Genomic DNA, 19314 nt, shown 5'->3' with positions numbered 1-19314 from the left:
TATTATACCTATGCAGATGATTTTTATAGTAGGGTCGTAAGAATTAACTTAACGATCGATAGGTAAATGATAATGTGATCCACGTCACAGGTCAACTCATTTTTATAACGATCATTTAACTATTTATAAAATGCTTAATTTTCATACATATATGAATTATTTATTTTTGGACTTCTGCCGCTGGCAGCATGACACGTTTATTTTTATAATGGCCGTTCAACAACCCAACATAGGTACAACGGCATCATGACAACTGACGTTCAAAGTTGCACAAAAAAAAGCCGTGGCCGACCTAAAGTGTTCGACAGGGACGCGGCGCTGGACAAGGCCATGACACTTTTCTGGCAGCACGGCTATGAAGCAACTTCGCTGGCCGATCTCGTCGAAGCGACCGGTGCGAAAGCCCCGACGCTGTACGCCGAGTTCGTGAACAAAGAAGGCTTATTCCGCGCGGTGCTGGATCGCTACATTTCCCGCTTCGCCGCCAAACACGAAGCCCTGCTATTCGATGACGCTAAAACCGTCGATCAGGCGCTGCGCGACTATTTCACCGCCGTCGCCACCTGCTTTACCAGCAAAGATACCCCAGCAGGCTGTTTTATGATTAACACCTCCGCGGCGCTGGCCGCCTCGTCAACCGATATCGCCAACACCATTAAGTCGCGCCACGCGGTGCAGGAACAAACGCTGACGCAATTTTTACAGCAACGCCAGCAGCGCGGCGAGCTCCCTGCGCAGGGCAATGTCTTGCAGCTGGCGCAGTTTTTAAACTGCGTGCTGCAAGGAATGTCAATCAGCGCGCGCGAAGGCGCTGATTTCGCTACCCTGAAACAAATAAGCGACACTACGCTGCGCCTGTGGCCGCAAATCCTGCAACCTTAATCCCCTACCGGCGACCATCGCTCGCCGGTTTTTTCCCCTTCTGCTGAATACCCTTACTTTTCTCAATATTTTCATTATGTTGATTTGTTGTAAATGATATTGATAACGATAATCAATATGTGCAAAATTCGCATTTGTCTTTCTATATGTTTCACGCTGTAACAGCCGCGCCTGTGGCTGAAAAAAATAACAACAGTACTGACTAACTCATATCAAGGAATGCGAATGAACAAGCGCCTCTGGCTGCTCAATCCTCTGCTGCTGGCCACCGCTCTGCCAGCGTTTACTGCGCAGGCTGCCGATGAAGACGATATTATCGTCAGCGCCAACCGTAACCACCGTACCGTCGCTGAGATGGCGCAAACCACCTGGGTGATTGAAGGCCAGGAAATCGAGCAACAGGTTCAGGGTGGTAAAGAGTTTAAAGATGTCCTCGCGCAGCTGATCCCCGGGATAGATGTCAGCAGCCAGGGGCGTACCAACTACGGCATGAACATGCGCGGACGCGCCATCGTCGTGCTGATCGACGGCGTGCGCCTCAATTCATCGCGCACCGATAGCCGCCAGCTTGATGCCATCGATCCGTTTAACATCGAGCATATTGAAGTTATTTCCGGCGCGACGTCGTTATACGGTGGCGGTAGTACCGGCGGTCTGATTAATATCGTTACGAAAAAAGGCCAGCAGGAACGCCAGGTGGATCTGGAGCTGGGTGGTAAAACCGGCTTTGCCAATAGCAACGACCATGATGAACGGGTGGCGGCGGCCGTCAGCGGTGGTACCGATCATGCTTCCGGCCGTCTATCGGTGGCCTATCAGCGCTTCGGCGGCTGGTATGACGGCAACAATGACGCGCTGATCCTCGATAATACGCAAACCGGCTTACAGCATTCAGACCGACTCGACGTGATGGGCACCGGTACCATAGAAATCGATGACCAGCGTCAGCTCCAGCTAGTCACGCAGTACTATAAAAGCCAGGGCGATGATTATGGCCTGAATCTGGGCAAAGATATGTCGGCGGTACTTGGCGAAAGTAAAGCCTGGACCTCTAACGGGCTTAACTCTGACCGCGTACCCGGCACCGAACGTCATTTGATCAGCCTGCAATATTCCGACGCCGACTTCTTCGGTCAGAACCTGGTCAGCCAGATTTACTATCGCGACGAATCGCTGACCTTCTACCCCTTCCCGGCCTTGAGCAAAGGTAAAATCAGCAGTTTTTCCGCCTCACAGCAGGATACCGACCAGTACGGCGCTAAAATTACCTTCAACAGCCAGCCGCTAACGGGATGGGATCTAACCTGGGGCGTTGATGCCGACCATGAAACCTTTAATTCCAACCAGATGTTTTTCGATCTGGATAAAGCGATGGCTTCCGGCGGCCTGAACAACCAGTCAGCCTATACCACGGGCCGTTACCCTGGCTACAGCATCACCAATCTCGCGCCGTTCCTGCAAAGCAGTTATGACCTGAACGACATCTTCACCCTTAGCGGCGGCGTCCGTTATCAGTGGACGGAAAATCGGGTTGATGATTTTGTCGGCTATGCGCAACAGCAGGATGTGGCCAAAGGTAAATACCGGTCGGCTGACGCCATTCCTGGCGGCAAGACCGATTATGATAACTTCCTCTTTAACGCCGGGATCGTCGCCCACATTACCGAACGCCAGCAGACCTGGTTTAACTTCTCTCAGGGCGTCGAACTCCCGGATCCGGGTAAATATTACGGTATCGGCAGCTACGGCGCCGCGGTCAACGGCCATCTGCCGCTGGTCTCCAGTGTTAACGTCGGCGACTCGCCGCTGCAGGGGATCAAAGTTAACTCCTGGGAGCTGGGTTGGCGCTACACCGGCGACAACCTGCGCACCCAGCTTGCCGCTTATTACTCGACATCAGACAAAACCATCGTGGTTAACCGCAGCGATATGACCATTGATGTGCAATCGGATAAACGACGCATTTACGGCGTGGAAGGCGCGGTGGACTACTTCGTGCCTGATAGCGACTGGAGTCTGGGCGCTAACTTCAACGTGCTGAAATCGCAAGTAAAAACTGATGGCAGTTGGCAGAAGTGGGACGTCACCCTGGCCTCGCCGTCGAAAGCTACTGCCTGGGTCGGCTGGGCGCCGGACCCGTGGTCGCTGCGTGTGCAAAGCCAGCAGGTATTTGATTTAAGCGATGCCAGCGGGAATAAACTTGATGGGTACAACACCGTCGATTTTATCGGTAGCTATCTGCTCCCGGTGGGTAAACTGACCTTTAGCATCGAGAACTTGCTGAATGAGGATTACGTCACCATCTGGGGACAGCGTGCGCCGCTGTTGTATAGTCCAACCTATGGCAGCGCCGGGCTGTACGAATATAAAGGCCGCGGCCGGACCTTCGGCCTGAACTACGCGTTAACGTTCTGATAAAAAAAAGCCCCTCAGCCTGAGTGATTGAGGGGCTAATAGCTTAAAACTGCTGTTTTACGCTTTGTTATTCAGAATCAGCTGACCGTTGCTGTCCAGCGGGATTTGCGCCCCCGGCTGGTGGTCCATGCGGATTTTGCCCTGCTGGTCGCCGATTTTATAGGTGACGTCATAACCGAGCATTTTTTCCGACTTATCGTAGACCGTCTTACAGCGCTGCTGGGTAGTGGTATAGGTGTCGTTATCCTGCATTGAGCCCTGAATTTGGTTGCCGACATAGCCGCCGCCCAACGCGCCGACAACGGTCGCTACGCTTCGACCGCGACCGCCGCCAAACTGATGGCCGATCACGCCGCCGGCGACCGCGCCGAGAACGGAACCGGCAATACGGTTTTCATCCTGAACCGGGCGACGATGGGTAACGGTCACGTTACGGCATTCCTGACGCGGCGTTTTTATGCTTTCTTTTATTGGCGTACTGGACACCACTTGCGCATATTGCGGGCCACGATCTAATACATTGAGACCGGCAACGGCGGCGACGCCCAACGCGGCGGCAACGCCAATCCCAATACCCGCCAACATTGATTTATTCACGGGAGTTCCTCCTTCATTGCTGTTACTAGCAATTCTGCGTTCTGCTCAGGGGGTATGCAAATCAGAAAGCGGATGAAAAATGCGGGAACCTACGGCAAATCAAGGGGATTCAGAGGATTCCTAACAGGAATTAGCGATTCTGGCAGAAGGATATGCTGTGTTTTCAGGATAGCGCCGCGATGACGCTATCCTGATTGCCTGCCGCTTAGTGCAGCTTGAGACGCGGACGAATGATGCGGTTAATACGTCCTACCAACATCATCAGGCCGGTTTTGAAATAGCCGTGTAACGCAATCTGATGCATGCGATACAGCGAGATATACACGAAGCGCGCAATTCGCCCTTCAACCATCATCGAGCCGCGCATCAGGTTGCCCATCAGGCTGCCAACGGTGGAGTAGTTCGACAGCGACACCAGTGAACCGTGATCTTTGTAGACATACGGTTTCAGCGCTTTGCCTTTCATCTGCGCCAGAATGTTATTCAGCGCGCAGGTTGCCATCTGGTGCGCCGCCTGGGCGCGCGGTGGGACAAACCCACCTTCCGGGCGAGCGCAGGAGGCGCAGTCGCCGATGGCGTAAATATCCGGGTCACGGGTGGTCTGCAGCGTCGGCTCCACCACCAGCTGATTAATACGGTTGGTCTCCAGGCCGCCAATCTCTTTCATAAAATCAGGCGCTTTGATACCCGCCGCCCATACCATCAGATCGGCATCAATAAACTGCCCATCTTTAGTGTGCAGGCCGTTAACGTCTGCGCTGGTCACCATGGTCTGCGTCAGGACACGAACCCCGAGCTTGGTCAGTTCATTGTGCGCGGCGCCGGAAATGCGCGGCGGCAGCGCCGGAAGAATACGTTCGCCGGCTTCAACCAGCGTCACGTTCAGCGCTTCGTTGGTCAACCCTTTGTAACCATAGCTATGCAGCTGTTTCACCGCATTATGTAGCTCGGCGGACAGCTCAACCCCGGTAGCCCCGCCGCCAACGATGGCGATATTGACCTTACCGTTGGCGCCGAGGTTTGCAGAATACTTGAGGAACAGGTTAAGCATTTCCTGATGGAAACGGCGCGCCTGGTGCGGGTTATCCAGGAAAATACAGTTTTCCTTCACCCCTGGCGTGTTAAAGTCATTGGAGGTACTGCCCAGCGCCATTACCAGCGTGTCGTACGGCAGCTTACGCTCGGCAACCAACAGCTCGCCTTTCTCGTTACGCAGTTCCGCGAGGGTAATGGTTTTCCCTTCGCGATTGATATCCACCACCGAGCCTAACTGGAACTGAAAACCATGGTTGCGCGCATGCGCCAGGTAGCTCAGCGCGTCAACGCCTTCATCCAGAGAACCGGTCGCCACTTCGTGCAGCAACGGCTTCCACAGGTGGCTATGGTTGCGGTCCACCAGCGTAATTTTCGCTTTTTTGCTGCGGCCCAGCTTTCTACCCAACTGAGTAGCCAGTTCCAGTCCGCCGGCACCACCACCTACAATAACGATTCTTTTCAATGGCGTAGTCACAAGACCCCCTAAAATTATTAACCAATTGTTAAGTAAAAGTTATTTAAATAGCTCTTAGTTAACAATAGGTTGCAGCGATGAAACCATTCAGCAGCACCGAGAATAGCATGAACGGAACATTGGTCATACCAAAATTGATGTGCATCAAGTTTTACCGCATATTTTTTAAACGAACAACGTCAATTATGGACAAGAAAAAGCCCGCGGCGTTTGCACGCGGCGGGCTGAGTAAGTGAAAACAAGGTTAGCCGAGGGTCTTAAAAGCCTTTATTCGCTGCAGATGCGGTGAAAGACTTTTAAATTTGTGCGTCTGTTCTTCATCCCAGATGATTTCGTAATAATGATGCAACAAGTCAGCCGAGCGTTGGCTATCCAGCGCCTCATCATGGCGTGATAGCACTACCAGGCAACGGTCGCGATTTTTTTCACGGAAGTTGTTCACGCACTTGGTGGCGATATCCTGATACTCCTCCGGCCTGTCGATTTTCCCTTCCATGTTCTCGTGAGGGAACAGATTCGGGTTGAACACGGCCTGGCGAATATCGCACAGGAAACCAATCCTTTCCGCCCAGTAGCCACCTAACCCGACACCGCATATCAGCGGCCGATCGTCGGCATTGAGCTGCAGCATTTTGTCGACTTCCTTCAACAAATGCTGCATATCATGTTTTGGATGGAGCGTACTGTAGCTAATCAACCGCACGTCCGGGTCGATAAACTGCAGCTGCAGCACCTTTTCATGGTTACCGGGGCTGTTAGAGTCAAAACCGTGTAAATAGATAATCATCGTATCCTCACCAGACAACAACGCCCTTCAGGTTAATTACGCAGACTTCGCTTCTTGCCAGCGCGCATGGAGCGCCTCCAGCTGTGCGCTGACCGTCTGCCAACGCGCGGAATCTCGCAGTTCCTGACGGGTAAATGAACCTTTATGATACAATTTTGTAACACGCTCTGCTTTGATCGGGGACAGGTTATCCAATACGCTCACCGCGCCTTTACGATTATTGCAGACCAGGATCATATCGCAACCGGCATCGAGCGATGCCTGTCCACGTTCAGCATAGCTGCCCATGATCGCCGCCCCTTCCATCGACAGGTCGTCAGAGAAGATGACGCCATCAAAGCCCAGCTCGCCGCGCAGCACCGTTTTCAGCCAGTATTCTGAACCACTGGCCGGGCGCGGATCGATTTCAGAGTAAATCACGTGCGCCGGCATAATCGCATCCAGGCGTTGCTCATCGATCAGACTTTTGAACACCGCCATATCTTTGGCGCGAATTTCCGCTGCAGGACGCGGGTCAAACGGCGTCTCTTTGTGTGAATCCGCCGTCACCGCGCCGTGGCCCGGGAAGTGTTTACCGGTGGATTTCATGCCGGCGGCATGCATACCGTCGATGAAATGACGCGCCATCGCCAACGCTTTTTGCGGGTCTTCATGCCAGGAGCGTTCACCGATCGCGGCGCTGATATGGCCGACATCCAGCACCGGCGCAAAGCTGATATCAATATCCATGGCGATCATTTCGCTGGCCATCAGCCAACCGGCCTCAGCGGCGAGTTTACCGCCCTCTTCCACCCCCAGCAGAGCGGCAAAAGACTGCGCAGCCGGCAGGCGAGTAAAACCTTCGCGAAAACGCTGCACGCGTCCGCCTTCCTGATCTACCGCCACCACGAGATGATTACGCGAGGCCTCGCGGATTTGACGTACCAGTTCACGCAATTGCGCCGGATCGTGGTAGTTGCGGGTAAACAAAATTAAGCCGCCGACCAAAGGATGAGCCAGAATCTCACGCTCTTCCGCATCCAGTTCAAAACCTTCGACATCCAACATTACCGGACCCACACAGACCTCTCTTATCCTTTATTTTCTATTTTTAGCTGACGCCATGTCGCATCCGCCAGCGTAATAAATTGCCGGTCGCCGCTCTGCTGCCAGCGCCGTTCATACCATCCCGCCATCAGCATGAGCACCCACGGTCGCCAGCGTTGTATTTGCCGCCGCAGCTGACGCTCATCAAGATGCGCGAGCCGTGAATAGGCTTTAAGCAATTGACGACGCGTAGGGGCATCGCACCATACCGCCGCCAGTTCCAGTGCGATATCGCCGTCTCCGGCATACTCCCAATCAATCAAGCGCAGCCCGTCGTCGCGGTGAATTATATTGCCGGCGTGGACGTCCATATGCAGAGGCGCCAGACGCAACGGCTGTGGTTCTCGCCGGCGTAATAACCGTTTCTGCCAGCGTAACCAGAAAACCGTACGCCTCGCCGGATCGCACTGCTGCCAGTACAATTCAAGCAACGGCGCCAGCTCGATACGCCAGCCAAAACGCGGCTGTTGATGCAGATGATACAATAACCCGGCAAGCGAGGGGCATTCCGGCAGCCCGCTTTTCACTTCCCCTGTGCAATACTCCACCACCATCCAGCACGGCGAAAAGAACACCGGCGCCGGGGAAAGGGTCGCGGGAAGGCGCTGAAGCACGCGGTACTGGCGTAGAAAATGGCTGAGCGGCGCCAGCGGATCGTGTGGCTGGCGCAACACCAGCCGACGAACGCCATCGCTGATAATACAGCTGCCGCCGCTAAGACCGTTTTCAGTCAGCGCGGCGACAGGCGAATAGCGGGGAAAAAAGCGCGACAAGAGCTCGTCGCGCGTTAGCTTATTGTTGCTGAACCGCACCTTTGCCTGACCAGATAATCTCGCCGGACTGCACCAGCATCAGTTGCATTTTCAGCTCCGGCGCGTTGACGTTGCCGGTGGCATTCGAATACAGCACATACTGAGCGCCAACGGTGCGCGCAATTCCCATCGCTTTGCTGCGGCTGCCGAGACTATCCTGCGGCGAAAGACCTAATTGTTGTTTCGCTACGGAGAGCTGCTGCGAGGAGACCAGCGTAAACTTGCCGTTGCCCGCCAACGCATTGCGCAGCGCGGACGTCGCTTCGGATGCGTTCAGCGATCCGTTGGTACGGTTGTTGACGCTATCCACCAGCAGAATACTACCTGCGTTCACGCCGCCCGCCTGCAGCATCTGACCGACCATCGGTTGCACAGCGGCGTCCCAGTTATAGTGGCGAACGCGCGGCGCGGGCTGGGACGGCTGCGAAGGCTGTTCACCGCCGTGTTCGATTGGACCCGGCTGCGTTGGCACCGTCGGCACGGCAGGTACCGTCGGCTGCGGCTGCGCAGGTTGTTCCGGCTTCGGCTTGGCCTCCTCGACTGGCGCAGGTTCATTTCGTTGCCCCACACAGCCTGCCAGGAATATCGCCAGTGCAGTGATTAACGCATAGCGACACATTTTAATCATTATGATGACCTCTTAGAGATAAAGATAAAGACGGGCTTTGTGCGCCCCGAGAATATTGGCACTGCCGTAGAGCACCACGGACGAGTGGGCTGGAACCGTCACGCTTCGCGCAGGTTCCAGCGGATGCATCTCCAGCCCATGGGCGTCATACCAGAAGAAACGGTAGTGCACGGTTATGGGCTGTTGCCGTTCATTAAATAATCTTGAGGTAGCGGTGGCCTGGATTTCCGAGGCGGTGACCGACGGCGGATCGGCGCTGATACCCGCCGCCAGAACGCTGGATTCCATCACCAAAGTCTGCTGTTCGCCAACCGGAATTTCCGGGCGCGAGCTACATCCGGCCAGTAGCGCCGTCAGAATCAAAACGCCTGAATAAGCAGCGCGCATCGGTTTAGCCTTTATGCGCCAGCATCGGGCCTAACGGACGACCGCCCAGCAGGTGCATATGAATATGGTAGACTTCCTGGCCGCCGTGGCGGTTGCAGTTAACGATAAGGCGGTAGCCGTCATCAGCAAGGCCTTCATCACGGGCAATCCTGGCCGCGACGGTCATCATACGGCCCAAAGTCAGTTCGTGCTCGGTAGTGACGTCGTTTACGGTCGGAATCAGGATATTCGGGATAATCAGAATATGGGTCGGCGCCTGCGGAGAGATATCGCGAAAAGCGGTGACCAGCTCATCCTGATAAACAATATCCGACGGGATTTCCCGGCGAATGATTTTGCTGAAAATCGTTTCTTCTGCCATGACTGATTCCTTATTAGTTTTATACCGTGCTCCGGCCTGCCTCTGCAGATAAACACGAATGCACAGGATCAGCTAAGAGTATGAGCGACTTCCTCCCTCTCTTTCAACCTGAATGCAGTTTTTCTTATTCAACTATAGACTTAGCTGCTGAGGGAATAAGCATTTCTCCCCATTTTCCGGATATTGCCAAACAATGACCAGAATACCGACGTAAAAAAGGCAGCCATTTGGCTGCCTTAGTCTCCCCACACTACGTCTTAGCTGTTGCGGATGTATTCATCCATTTCGGTTTTCAGGTTATCGGACTTGGTACCGAAAATGGCCTGAACGCCAGAACCTGCAACAACTACGCCAGCAGCACCCAGTTTTTTCAGACCAGCCTGATCAACTTTCGCTACATCAGCCACGCTCACGCGCAGACGAGTAATACATGCGTCGAGGTTAGTGATGTTCTCTTTACCGCCGAAAGCAGCAATCAGAGCCGGGGCCATTTCACTGGTAGCGGCGCCTTTGCTGTCTTCTGTTGCATCTTCACGACCCGGCGTTTTCAGGTCCAGCGCTTTAATCAGCACGCGGAAGACGACGTAGTACACGATCGCGTAGCAAATACCGACAATCGGGAACAGCCACAGTTTGCTGCTGTTGCCGGACAGAACGATAAAGTCGATCAGACCATGAGAGAACGAAGTCCCGTCACGCATACCCAGCAGGATACAGATCGGGAATGCCAGGCCTGCGAGAATCGCGTGAATGATATACAGGATCGGCGCGACGAACATGAAGGAGAACTCGATCGGCTCGGTAATACCGGTCAGGAACGAGGTCAGCGCAGCGGAGATCATGATACCGCCGACTTTGGCGCGGTTCTCTGGTTTAGCAGAGTGCCAAATCGCGATAGCTGCAGCCGGCAGGCCGTACATTTTGAACAGGAAGCCGCCAGACAGTTTACCTGCAGTCGGGTCGCCTGCCATGTAACGCGGGATGTCGCCGTGGAACACCTGGCCTGCAGCGTTGGTGTATTCACCAATTTGCATCTGGAAAGGTACGTTCCAGATATGGTGCAGACCAAACGGTACCAGGCAGCGCTCAATGAAGCCGTAGATACCGAACGCCACTACTGGGTTCTGGTAAGCCGCCCATTGAGAGAAGGTCTGGATGGCGGAACCGATCGGCGGCCAGATAAAGGACAGGATCACGCCGGTGAAGATAGCAGCGAGACCAGAGATAATCGGCACAAAGCGCTTGCCCGCGAAGAAGCCCAGATATTCAGGCAGCTTGATACGGTAGAAGCGGTTGAACATGTAGGCTGCAATCGCACCGGAGATAATACCGCCAAGCACGCCGGTATCAGCCAGGTGTTTCGCTGCGATTTCCTCAGCAGGTAAATGCAGAACCAGCGGCGCGACTACCGCCATGGTTTTCACCATGATGCCGTAAGCTACGACTGCAGCCAGTGCGGATACACCGTCGTTATTGGTGAAGCCAAGCGCAACACCGATTGCGAAGATCAGCGGCATATTGGCGAATACTGAACCGCCTGCTTCTGCCATGACGTGAGAAACCACGGCTGGCAGCCAGCTGAAGTTGGCAGAACCGACGCCCAGCAGGATACCTGCGATAGGCAGTACGGATACTGGCAGCATCAGCGATTTACCGACCTTCTGCAGGTTAGCAAATGCATTCTTAAACATAATTGAGAGTGCTCCTGAGTATTTGGTACTTTTTTTACGTTTTCACGCATTGGCTCGGGGGGAGAACCGGGCCGTGGACAGGACATCTAAGCGCCCTTTATTTATTACACAGAGTAAAATAATTAACGCGGAGATTGTTTGACGGCTATCACGTTTCATTCAGTCAACATATAAAAATTTACACTGATTTACATAATGTGTATCTGTATGTTGCAAAAATGCGTTCACCGCCTCTGTCGCGGCGGTGAACTTTACTCGCTTTAAGTATTAATTACGAGCCTTAAAATAATAGAAAGATCAGGCAGGTTGCAGTCTGGCAGGGTCGATGTGGAACAAGCTGGCAAAGTTTTCGGTGGTTTGTTGCGCGAGTTGCTCCAACGGCACGCCTTTCAACACCGCCATGTATTCGGCGACATCACGAACCATTGCCGGCTGGTTCTCTTTGCCGCGGTGCGGCACCGGCGCCAGATACGGCGAATCGGTCTCCACCAGCAGACGATCGAGCGGCACATAACGCGCGGCATCTCGTAGCTGTTCGGCATTACGGAATGTGACGATACCGGAAAACGAAATATAGAATCCCATATCGAGCAGTTTACCCGCAGTCTCTCTATCTTCTGTGAAACAGTGTAGTACGCCACCGCAATCCGTCACGTTTTCTTCCTGCAAAATTGCCAGCGTGTCGGCGCGCGCATCGCGGGTATGCACAATCACCGGTTTATTTAATTCGCGGCCAATGCGAATGTGTTGACGGAAAGACTCCTGCTGGCGCAGTTTGGTTTCCGGGGTATAGAAGTAATCGAGCCCGGTTTCCCCCATCGCTACGACGCCCTCTTCCGCTGCCAGCGTACGCAGTTCCTCAAAGTCATAAGCTTCATCCTGGTTCAGGGGATGCACGCCGCAAGAAAACACGACGTCATCGCGCTGGCCGATTAATTCACGCATCCCGCGGTATCCCGGCAGCGTCGTGGAGACCGCCAGGAAAAACCTGACATCACGCGCGGCGGCTTTCGCCAGAACATCATCGACGTTTTTATGCAACGTTTGATAATCCAGGCCATCAAGATGGCAGTGGGAATCGACTAAAAACATATTCTTATTCTCAGAGATGCGAGACGGGCAAAACCGCCCCGGGTTGCAGGTAATGTTCCCAGCGCAGGAGGCGCTCGGTGAGTAGTAGTTCGCGGTTGACGCCGACCACGCTCAGTAACTGTTCGCGACAGGCGCTAACATCGCGCGTGATAGCTTCAAGACGCGGGCCCGAGAGTGTTTGCGCCAGCTGGTTAACCAGCGTCCAGGCATCCGGATTACTCAGAAGCGAAATACCCTGTTGCCTTTTTTGCGCATCCAGCAACAGCGATGCCAGCCAGTGCAGACGCACCGGAGCCTGTTCGTGATTCAGAACCGGTAATAATGACAGCCAGTCGCCGCTGGTTAACACGCTGGCTAGCGCCTGGCAGAGCTGTTGTCGCGGCGCCCAGTTGGCCTCTTGCAGTAACTCTAGCGCTGCTGCGGGCGCGTTAGCGCTGAGGCGCAGAGCGGCCAACAAAGCATCTTGTGACATTGTCACTTCGCGCTCTAACCACCCTAATGCCCAGGCTTCAGAGGGCGGGGCAAGATGATATGAGAAGCAACGGCTACGCAAGGTAGCGAGCAGCCGCGCCGGCTCCTGACAGGCCAGGAAAAACCAGGTGTGTTCCGGCGGCTCTTCCAGCGTCTTCAGCAAAGCATTGGCGGCGGCATCGGTTAACAACGTCGCATCGTTGATCCACACCACCTTCGCGCCGCCGAGACGCGCGCGCTCATAGAGTTTTTCAGTGATGCCGCGCACCGCATCGATACCTAGCGCACTCTTGCCTTTCTCCGGGGCAAGCGTGTAGTAATCAGGATGGGTGCCGGCCTGCATAAGCTGGCAGCTATGACAATGGCCGCAGCTTTTATGCCCTTCCGGCTGGCGGCACATCAGGAATCGGCATAACGCGTAGATGAGCGCATCGCCGCCCATCCCCGGCAACGCCTGCAGTAATAACGCATGGTGACCCCGTCCTGCCTGATAACCAGCCACTAGCTGCTCGAAGGACGGGCGTAACCACGGATACCATTTCATGCGCGTTGCTCCGCAACCCATTGTGTGATGACAGAACGGATATCACGTTCAACCGCTTCCAGAGGCTGCGTTGCATCCACCGTACGGATAGTCGGATCCTGCGCCGCCAGTTCAAGGTAGCGCGCGCGGGTACGATTAAAGAAGTTCATCGACTCCTGTTCAATCCGATCCAGATCGCCGCGCGCGCGCGCGCGCTTGAGGCCGACCTCCGGCGTCACGTCAAGATAGAGCGTTAAATCAGGACGGAAATCGCCGAGCACCGCATCGCGTAGCGTCGCCAGCATTCCCTGATCGATACCGCGCCCGCCGCCCTGGTAGGCTTGAGTTGAGAGATCGTGACGGTCGCCAATGACCCACTGACCGCGGGCCAGCGCCGGCTTGATAACGGTTTCAACCAACTGTACGCGGGCGGCGTAAAACATCAGTACTTCCGCCTTGTCGTTAATGACTTCATCGCCGGTAGACTGGATATCCAGCACCAGGCTGCGCAGTTTTTCAGCCAGGATGGTGCCGCCCGGCTCACGGGTAAACACCATATCGCGGATACCCAGCTGTTCGAGTGTCTCAACGACCAGATTGCGTGCGGTCGTTTTCCCCGCCCCTTCCAGGCCTTCGATGACGATATAGTTACTGCGCATTTTTTTCCTTAAGTACTTTTAAATAGTCCTGAACCGAGCGGTTATGGCTGGCCAAATTGGTATTGAACGTATGGCCGCCTTTTCCGTCGGCAACAAAATAGAGATACGGCGTCTTCGCCGGATGCGCGGCCGCATTGAGAGACGCTTCGCCCGGCACGGCGATGGGCCCTGGCGGCATACCGCTAATCACATAGGTGTTATAGGCGGTCGGCGTTTCCAGATCTTTGCGCGTCAGTTTACCATTATAGCGCTCACCCATGCCGTAAATCACGGTAGGGTCGGTCTGTAAACGCATGCCAATACGTAGGCGGTTGATAAAGACCGAAGCCACGCGATCGCGCTCGGCAGGAACCGCGGTCTCTTTCTCAACAATAGAGGCCATGGTCAGTAATTGGTTTTGATCTTTATACGGTAGATTATCCGCCCGCCCTTCCCAGGCTTTCGCTACCGCAGCGACCATTTTCTGATGCGCGCGTTTAAGAATGGCGATATCGCTGGTATTGGCGGTGTACATCCAGGTATCCGGCCAGAACCAGCCTTCAACCCAATCGGCATGCTCAAGCCCCAGCGCTTTGGCCACCGTTTCGTAACTATCGTCTTCTAAAGTGTGTTTTACATACGGCGCATCGCGCAGCTGATGCAGATAGTCGCTAACGCGCATCCCTTCAACAAAACGTAACGGGAACTGCGCCTCTTTGCCGCTTGCCAGTAGCTGCAGCATTTCGCGCACCGTCATTTGCGGTGTGAAGCGGTAAGTACCCGCTTTAAAATGAGAAAGTTCGGGTTCGACGCGCAGCAACCACTGGAATACGCGCGGACGATTAATAATTTTATCGCCATAAAGCTGCTGGCCAAGCACCACTCGTCCGGTTCCTGGCTCAAGGGTGAAGATGGTCTCTTCTTTAATAAGCAACTTGCTGTCTGCCAGTTGGCGGACTTTCCACATCCCTGCCGCTGCGGCAATACCGAACACCACCACTAACAGCAAGACAAAACGTAACATTTTCTTCATGACTAACCAGGCAGCTCACACAATGGGGCTAAAAAATGGTAAAGCTCGCGTTCGGACCAACAGATGTCATCCCAACGACGAACCGGTACTAGCGGCATAAGCGCATTGCAAATCAGCACTTCATCGACATCGCGCAGCACATCGGGGCGCACGGATACTTCGACAACATCAAAAGGCGAACGTGCCAACTTGGCTATACAGTACTGGCGCATAATGCCATTGACGCCCGCCTGATCGAGGCGCGGCGTGAACACATGGCTTCCTTTACGCCAGAACACATTCGCGGCACAGCATTCCGTAAGCCACCCGTCGCTGTCAAGGACCAGCGCCTCATCGGCGTCTGTCTGCTCAAGATGAGAACGAATCAAGACTTGTTCCAGACGATTAAGATGTTTGAGCCCGGCCAGCGAGGGATTGCGCCCCAGGCGGATCGGACTTAACGCCAGGGTTATTCCCTCTTCTCGCCATCGCGCATAATGCGAGGGGAAAGAAGAAACGCTCATCATGCGGTTCGGCTGCATGCAGCCTGTCGCGCTATATCCCCGGCCTCCTGAGCCACGCGTTATGACCACTTTGAGGACGCCTTCACTGTGCGGCTTTGCCAGTTCTTGCATCTCTGCGGCCAACGTTCGCCATTCAGTAAAAGGTATAAAGAGTTTTTCGCACGTATCCTGCAAACGGCCCAGATGGGCATTGAAAAAGGCTATCTGGCCGTTGATGATTCGCGAGGTGGTGAAACAGCCATCACCGAATTGAATTGCGCGGTCGTTTGCTGCCAGCACATCCTGCTCGACACCATTTATCAAGAACATAGAGGGCTCCTCTCACCGGTGGCACAGTGTCTCAGGATAAAAAGCAGAGAACAAGCGGAGAAAACCGAATAAAAAAAGACCCGCCAGGCGGGTCTTTCGTCAACGCTTAAACCAGCATTAGCGGTTGATCATACTTTTTTGAAGATAATCGAACCGTTAGTACCGCCAAAGCCGAAGGAGTTACACAGGGTGTATTCCATACCGGAAACCTGACGCGCTTCATGAGGAACGAAGTCAAGGTCACAACCTTCATCCGGGTTATCCAGGTTGATGGTCGGCGGAACCGCCTGATCGCGCAGCGCGAGAATAGAGTAGATAGACTCTACTGCGCCAGCCGCGCCTAACAGGTGGCCAGTCATGGATTTGGTGGAGCTCACCATCACACGGCGTGCCGCATCGCCAAACACGGATTTCACCGCCTGGGCTTCTGCTTTATCGCCCGCTGGCGTAGAAGTTCCGTGGGCGTTGACGTAGCCAATCTGGCCCGGTTCAATTGCTGCGTCGCGAATGGCGTTAACCATCGCCAGCGCAGCGCCAGCGCCATCTTCCGGTGGAGACGTCATATGGTAGGCATCGCTGCTCATACCAAAGCCGACGATCTCAGCGTAGATTTTCGCGCCGCGTTTTTTCGCATGCTCGTACTCTTCCAGTACGACCATACCGGCGCCGTCACCCAGCACGAAGCCATCACGCTCTTTATCCCACGGACGGCTTGCCGCCTGCGGATTGTCATTGCGGGTAGACAGCGCGCGCGCAGCGCCAAAGCCGCCTACGCCCAGCGGCGTACTCGCCTTCTCTGCACCACCGGCAACCATCGCATCGGCATCGCCGTAAGCGATAATACGCGCCGCGTGGCCGATATTGTGTACGCCTGAAGTACAAGCGGTCGCGATGGAGATACTCGGTCCACGCAGACCGAACATGATGGTCAGATGACCGGCCACCATGTTAACAATTGTGGACGGTACGAAGAACGGGCTGATCTTCCGCGGTCCGCCATTTACCAGCGAACTGTGGTTTTCTTCGATCAAGCCAAGGCCACCAATACCGGAACCGATAGCGGCGCCGATGCGGGTTGCGTTTTCTTCCGTCACTTCAAGGCCAGAATCCTGCATGGCCTGAACGCCAGCGACAATTCCATATTGAATGAAGGCATCCATCTTGCGCTGTTCTTTGCGCGAGATGATATCATCACAGTTAAAATCCTTTACTAAGCCAGCAAATTTCGTTGCATAGGCGCTAGTATCGAAATGGTCGATCAGGCTGATGCCACTCTGACCGGCAAGGAGAGCTTTCCAGGTAGACTCTACGGTATTGCCGACAGGAGACAACATGCCCAGTCCGGTCACAACTACACGACGCTTAGACACGGTTGTCCTCCAGGGAGGGAAAATAGATTCTTGTGGGACAAAAAAAGATAAAACTCAGGCGGTCGAATGACCGCCTGGAGATGTTCACTTACGCCTGGTGACCGTTGATGTAATCAATGGCAGCCTGAACGGTGGTGATTTTCTCAGCTTCTTCGTCCGGAATCTCAGTATCAAACTCTTCTTCCAGAGCCATTACCAGCTCAACGGTGTCAAGAGAATCAGCGCCCAGGTCTTCAACGAAGGAAGCATTGTTGGTAACTTCTTCCTGCTTAACGCCCAGCTGTTCGCCGATAATTTTCTTAACGCGTTCTTCGATAGTGCTCATACTCTTAAATTTCCTATCAAAACTCGCTTTCGCGATGGTTTTCGTAGTGTATAAAATGTTGAAAAATTTGCAACTAAATCCCGGCAGGTCTTACCACGATTTTACGCTATTTTGCGGCTGTTTGCCCTAATAACGCAAATGATTTCGCACAAAACAGTACCCGCAAGCGTGCAGACTGCGCGCTTCCTGAACATTTTGCGCAAATCTCGGTCAGACCATATACATCCCGCCATTGACGTGCAGGGTTTCACCAGTGATGTAACCCGCTTCGTCAGAGGCTAAGAATGCAACCGCGCTGGCGATTTCATTTGGGGAGCCAAGGCGCCCCGCAGGAACTGCCGCCAGCGTACCCGCACGCTGCTCATCGGTCAGCGCACGCGTCATGTCCGTTTCAATAAAGCCCGGAGCAACAACGTTTACAGTAATACCGCGAGACGCAACTTCACGTGCCAGTGACTTACTGAAACCGATCAGACCCGCTTTCGCCGCAGCGTAGTTAGCCTGACCAGCATTTCCCATGGTACCAACCACAGAACCGATAGTGATAATACGTCCATGACGCTTTTTCATCATAGCGCGCATTACCGCTTTTGACAGACGGAATACCGATGACAGGTTGGTTTCGATAATATCGTTCCACTCATCATCTTTCATTCGCATTAACAGGTTATCACGAGTAATCCCGGCATTATTGACCAGGATGTCAACTTCGCCAAACTCTGCGCGAACATTTTCCAGAACAGATTCAATAGATGCCGGGTCGGTCACATTCAACATCAGACCTTTACCGTTGGCGCCTAAATAGTCGCTGATTGCCTGCGCGCCGCTTTCGCTGGTGGCAGTACCGATAACTTTCGCGCCGCGCGCGGCGAGGGTTTCAGCAATAGCGCGGCCGATACCGCGGCTCGCGCCGGTAACCAGCGCGATTTTTCCTTCAAAACTCATGGTATTCCTCTTTTATTGCTCAAGCGCCGCAGACATCGCAGCCGGCTCGTTGAGCGCAGAAGCAGTCAGGGTGTCAACAATACGTTTGGTCAGGCCGGTGAGGACTTTACCCGGGCCCATTTCATACAGGTGCTCGACGCCCTGAGATGCCATAAACTCAACGGTCTTAGTCCACTGCACCGGGCTGTACAGCTGGCGAATCAGCGCGTCGCGGATAGCGTCCGGCGCGGTTTCGCACTTCACGTCGACGTTGTTCACAACCGCAACGGTCGGCGCGTTAAAAGTGATTTTCTGCAGCTCTACCGCCAGTTTTTCAGCGGCAGGTTTCATCAGCGCGCAGTGCGAAGGTACGCTGACCGGCAGCGGCAGCGCGCGTTTGGCGCCTGCGGCTTTACACGCGGCGCCCGCGCGTTCAACGGCTTCTTTGTGCCCGGCGATAACCACCTGGCCCGGTGAATTGTAGTTCACTGGCGAAACCACCTGCCCTTGCGCAGATTCTTCACAAGCTTTAGCGATGGACGCGTCGTCAAGGCCAATAATTGCAGACATCGCGCCGGTACCTTCCGGTACCGCTTCCTGCATGAATTTACCACGCAGTTCAACCAGACGAACAGCATCAGCGAAATTGATAACGCCTGCGCAGACCAGCGCAGAGTATTCGCCCAGGCTATGACCGGCTAACAGCGCCGGCGCTTTACCGCCCTGCTGCTGCCATACGCGATATAACGCGACGGACGCGGTCAGCAGCGCCGGTTGCGTTTGCCAGGTTTTGTTCAGTTCTTCTGCCGGGCCCTGTTGGGCAAGCGCCCACAGATCGTAACCCAACGCTGCGGAAGCTTCGCCGAAGGTCTCTTCAATAACTGGCCAGGTCGCGGCCATATCTGCCAGCATACCGACAGCCTGAGAGCCCTGTCCCGGGAACACAAAAGCAAATTGCGTCATGTTTAAA

At 54.3% G+C, this 19314-nt stretch carries 21 protein-coding genes; 3 read left to right on the top strand and 18 right to left on the bottom strand.

The features are described from left to right. Positions 1-130: 130 nt before the first annotated feature. The 3 genes from PGR10_RS00680 to PGR10_RS00670 all read left to right on the top strand — a co-directional run bounded on the left by PGR10_RS00680 (position 131) and on the right by PGR10_RS00670 (position 3297). Positions 131-250 (top strand): hypothetical protein, encoded by a 120-nt coding sequence (locus PGR10_RS00680; RefSeq protein ID WP_161801890.1) that lies wholly within the window; start codon positions 131-133, stop codon positions 248-250. Continuing rightward, complete coding sequence (locus tag PGR10_RS00675) at positions 247-882, top strand: TetR/AcrR family transcriptional regulator (protein WP_087857988.1); 636 nt, start codon at positions 247-249, stop codon at positions 880-882. Before PGR10_RS00680 ends, PGR10_RS00675 begins: the two co-directional genes overlap by 4 nt. A 225-nt stretch (positions 883-1107) precedes the next feature. Beyond that, on the top strand, positions 1108-3297 hold the full coding sequence (locus tag PGR10_RS00670) for a TonB-dependent siderophore receptor (RefSeq protein WP_087857989.1): 2190 nt from the start codon (positions 1108-1110) through the stop codon (positions 3295-3297). 57 nt (positions 3298-3354) lie between these two features. Here PGR10_RS00670 and PGR10_RS00665 read toward each other — a convergent pair whose 3' ends face one another. From PGR10_RS00665 to fabD, 18 genes are all read right to left on the bottom strand, one after another. Further along, positions 3355-3894, bottom strand: a complete 540-nt coding sequence (locus PGR10_RS00665) for a glycine zipper 2TM domain-containing protein (protein WP_430922753.1) — start codon at positions 3892-3894, stop codon at positions 3355-3357. A 205-nt stretch (positions 3895-4099) separates the two neighbouring features. After that, complete coding sequence (locus tag PGR10_RS00660; protein ID WP_087857990.1) at positions 4100-5404, bottom strand: NAD(P)/FAD-dependent oxidoreductase; 1305 nt, start codon at positions 5402-5404, stop codon at positions 4100-4102. A gap of 244 nt (positions 5405-5648) precedes the next feature. Next, the gene (gene ycfP / locus PGR10_RS00655; protein ID WP_087857991.1) at positions 5649-6191 is read right to left on the bottom strand and encodes an alpha/beta hydrolase YcfP; all 543 of its coding nucleotides are present in this window, start codon (positions 6189-6191) and stop codon (positions 5649-5651) included. Between the two features lie 36 nt (positions 6192-6227). Then, complete coding sequence (gene nagZ, locus PGR10_RS00650) at positions 6228-7238, bottom strand: beta-N-acetylhexosaminidase (protein ID WP_430922752.1); 1011 nt, start codon at positions 7236-7238, stop codon at positions 6228-6230. A 23-nt stretch (positions 7239-7261) separates the two neighbouring features. Beyond that, positions 7262-8089, bottom strand: coding sequence for a thiamine kinase (gene thiK, locus PGR10_RS00645; RefSeq protein ID WP_113374194.1), 828 nt, complete (start codon positions 8087-8089; stop codon positions 7262-7264). After that, complete coding sequence (gene lpoB, locus PGR10_RS00640; RefSeq protein ID WP_213316802.1) at positions 8070-8708, bottom strand: penicillin-binding protein activator LpoB; 639 nt, start codon at positions 8706-8708, stop codon at positions 8070-8072. The genes thiK and lpoB overlap by 20 nt, the downstream gene beginning before the upstream one ends. Positions 8709-8729: 21 nt before the next feature. Further along, positions 8730-9104, bottom strand: a complete 375-nt coding sequence (locus tag PGR10_RS00635) for a YcfL family protein (protein WP_087857995.1) — start codon at positions 9102-9104, stop codon at positions 8730-8732. A 4-nt stretch (positions 9105-9108) separates the two neighbouring features. After that, positions 9109-9465, bottom strand: a complete 357-nt coding sequence (gene hinT, locus PGR10_RS00630; RefSeq protein ID WP_087857996.1) for a purine nucleoside phosphoramidase — start codon at positions 9463-9465, stop codon at positions 9109-9111. Between the two features lie 257 nt (positions 9466-9722). Continuing rightward, entirely contained in the window at positions 9723-11156 is a 1434-nt protein-coding gene (ptsG, locus tag PGR10_RS00625; protein WP_045393695.1) for a PTS glucose transporter subunit IIBC, read from the bottom strand. 297 nt (positions 11157-11453) lie between these two features. Beyond that, on the bottom strand, positions 11454-12248 hold the full coding sequence (locus tag PGR10_RS00620; RefSeq protein WP_430922751.1) for a metal-dependent hydrolase: 795 nt from the start codon (positions 12246-12248) through the stop codon (positions 11454-11456). A 10-nt stretch (positions 12249-12258) separates the two neighbouring features. After that, positions 12259-13263: a DNA polymerase III subunit delta' gene (gene holB / locus PGR10_RS00615; protein ID WP_087857998.1), complete on the bottom strand. Its 1005-nt coding sequence runs from the start codon at positions 13261-13263 to the stop codon at positions 12259-12261. Beyond that, positions 13260-13901, bottom strand: a complete 642-nt coding sequence (tmk, locus tag PGR10_RS00610; protein WP_113374196.1) for a dTMP kinase — start codon at positions 13899-13901, stop codon at positions 13260-13262. Before tmk ends, holB begins: the two co-directional genes overlap by 4 nt. Further along, entirely contained in the window at positions 13891-14913 is a 1023-nt protein-coding gene (gene yceG, locus PGR10_RS00605) for a cell division protein YceG (RefSeq protein WP_113374197.1), read from the bottom strand. Before yceG ends, tmk begins: the two co-directional genes overlap by 11 nt. Positions 14914-14915: 2 nt before the next feature. Continuing rightward, positions 14916-15725, bottom strand: a complete 810-nt coding sequence (gene pabC, locus PGR10_RS00600) for an aminodeoxychorismate lyase (protein ID WP_430922750.1) — start codon at positions 15723-15725, stop codon at positions 14916-14918. A 128-nt stretch (positions 15726-15853) separates the two neighbouring features. Beyond that, positions 15854-17095 (bottom strand): beta-ketoacyl-ACP synthase II, encoded by a 1242-nt coding sequence (fabF, locus tag PGR10_RS00595; protein ID WP_087858002.1) that lies wholly within the window; start codon positions 17093-17095, stop codon positions 15854-15856. A gap of 88 nt (positions 17096-17183) precedes the next feature. Further along, the gene (gene acpP / locus PGR10_RS00590; protein ID WP_000103754.1) at positions 17184-17420 is read right to left on the bottom strand and encodes an acyl carrier protein; all 237 of its coding nucleotides are present in this window, start codon (positions 17418-17420) and stop codon (positions 17184-17186) included. A gap of 210 nt (positions 17421-17630) precedes the next feature. Beyond that, complete coding sequence (fabG, locus tag PGR10_RS00585; RefSeq protein WP_015367190.1) at positions 17631-18365, bottom strand: 3-oxoacyl-ACP reductase FabG; 735 nt, start codon at positions 18363-18365, stop codon at positions 17631-17633. Between the two features lie 12 nt (positions 18366-18377). Continuing rightward, positions 18378-19307 (bottom strand): ACP S-malonyltransferase, encoded by a 930-nt coding sequence (fabD, locus tag PGR10_RS00580; protein WP_087858003.1) that lies wholly within the window; start codon positions 19305-19307, stop codon positions 18378-18380. Positions 19308-19314: the final 7 nt, after the last annotated feature.

Origin of the sequence: Klebsiella sp. 141198, assembly GCF_050600785.1 — a bacterium.
Classification (GTDB): domain Bacteria; phylum Pseudomonadota; class Gammaproteobacteria; order Enterobacterales; family Enterobacteriaceae; genus Klebsiella; species Klebsiella aerogenes.
This window is presented reverse-complemented; position numbering and strand designations above follow the sequence as displayed.

Bases quoted from the DNA above. Each gene is read 5' to 3' on its own strand.
- PGR10_RS00680 (WP_161801890.1), top strand. From the start codon at position 131: ATGCTTAATTTTCATACATATATGAATTATTTATTTTTGGACTTCTGC.
- PGR10_RS00675 (WP_087857988.1), top strand. From the start codon at position 247: ATGACAACTGACGTTCAAAGTTGCACAAAAAAAAGCCGTGGCCGACCT.
- PGR10_RS00670 (WP_087857989.1), top strand. From the start codon at position 1,108: ATGAACAAGCGCCTCTGGCTGCTCAATCCTCTGCTGCTGGCCACCGCT.
- ycfP (WP_087857991.1), bottom strand. From the start codon at position 6,191: ATGATTATCTATTTACACGGTTTTGACTCTAACAGCCCCGGTAACCAT.
- nagZ (WP_430922752.1), bottom strand. From the start codon at position 7,238: ATGTTGGATGTCGAAGGTTTTGAACTGGATGCGGAAGAGCGTGAGATT.
- lpoB (WP_213316802.1), bottom strand. From the start codon at position 8,708: ATGTGTCGCTATGCGTTAATCACTGCACTGGCGATATTCCTGGCAGGC.
- PGR10_RS00635 (WP_087857995.1), bottom strand. From the start codon at position 9,104: ATGCGCGCTGCTTATTCAGGCGTTTTGATTCTGACGGCGCTACTGGCC.
- hinT (WP_087857996.1), bottom strand. From the start codon at position 9,465: ATGGCAGAAGAAACGATTTTCAGCAAAATCATTCGCCGGGAAATCCCG.
- ptsG (WP_045393695.1), bottom strand. From the start codon at position 11,156: ATGTTTAAGAATGCATTTGCTAACCTGCAGAAGGTCGGTAAATCGCTG.
- PGR10_RS00620 (WP_430922751.1), bottom strand. From the start codon at position 12,248: ATGTTTTTAGTCGATTCCCACTGCCATCTTGATGGCCTGGATTATCAA.
- holB (WP_087857998.1), bottom strand. From the start codon at position 13,263: ATGAAATGGTATCCGTGGTTACGCCCGTCCTTCGAGCAGCTAGTGGCT.
- tmk (WP_113374196.1), bottom strand. From the start codon at position 13,901: ATGCGCAGTAACTATATCGTCATCGAAGGCCTGGAAGGGGCGGGGAAA.
- yceG (WP_113374197.1), bottom strand. From the start codon at position 14,913: ATGAAGAAAATGTTACGTTTTGTCTTGCTGTTAGTGGTGGTGTTCGGT.
- pabC (WP_430922750.1), bottom strand. From the start codon at position 15,725: ATGTTCTTGATAAATGGTGTCGAGCAGGATGTGCTGGCAGCAAACGAC.
- acpP (WP_000103754.1), bottom strand. From the start codon at position 17,420: ATGAGCACTATCGAAGAACGCGTTAAGAAAATTATCGGCGAACAGCTG.
- fabG (WP_015367190.1), bottom strand. From the start codon at position 18,365: ATGAGTTTTGAAGGAAAAATCGCGCTGGTTACCGGCGCGAGCCGCGGT.
- fabD (WP_087858003.1), bottom strand. From the start codon at position 19,307: ATGACGCAATTTGCTTTTGTGTTCCCGGGACAGGGCTCTCAGGCTGTC.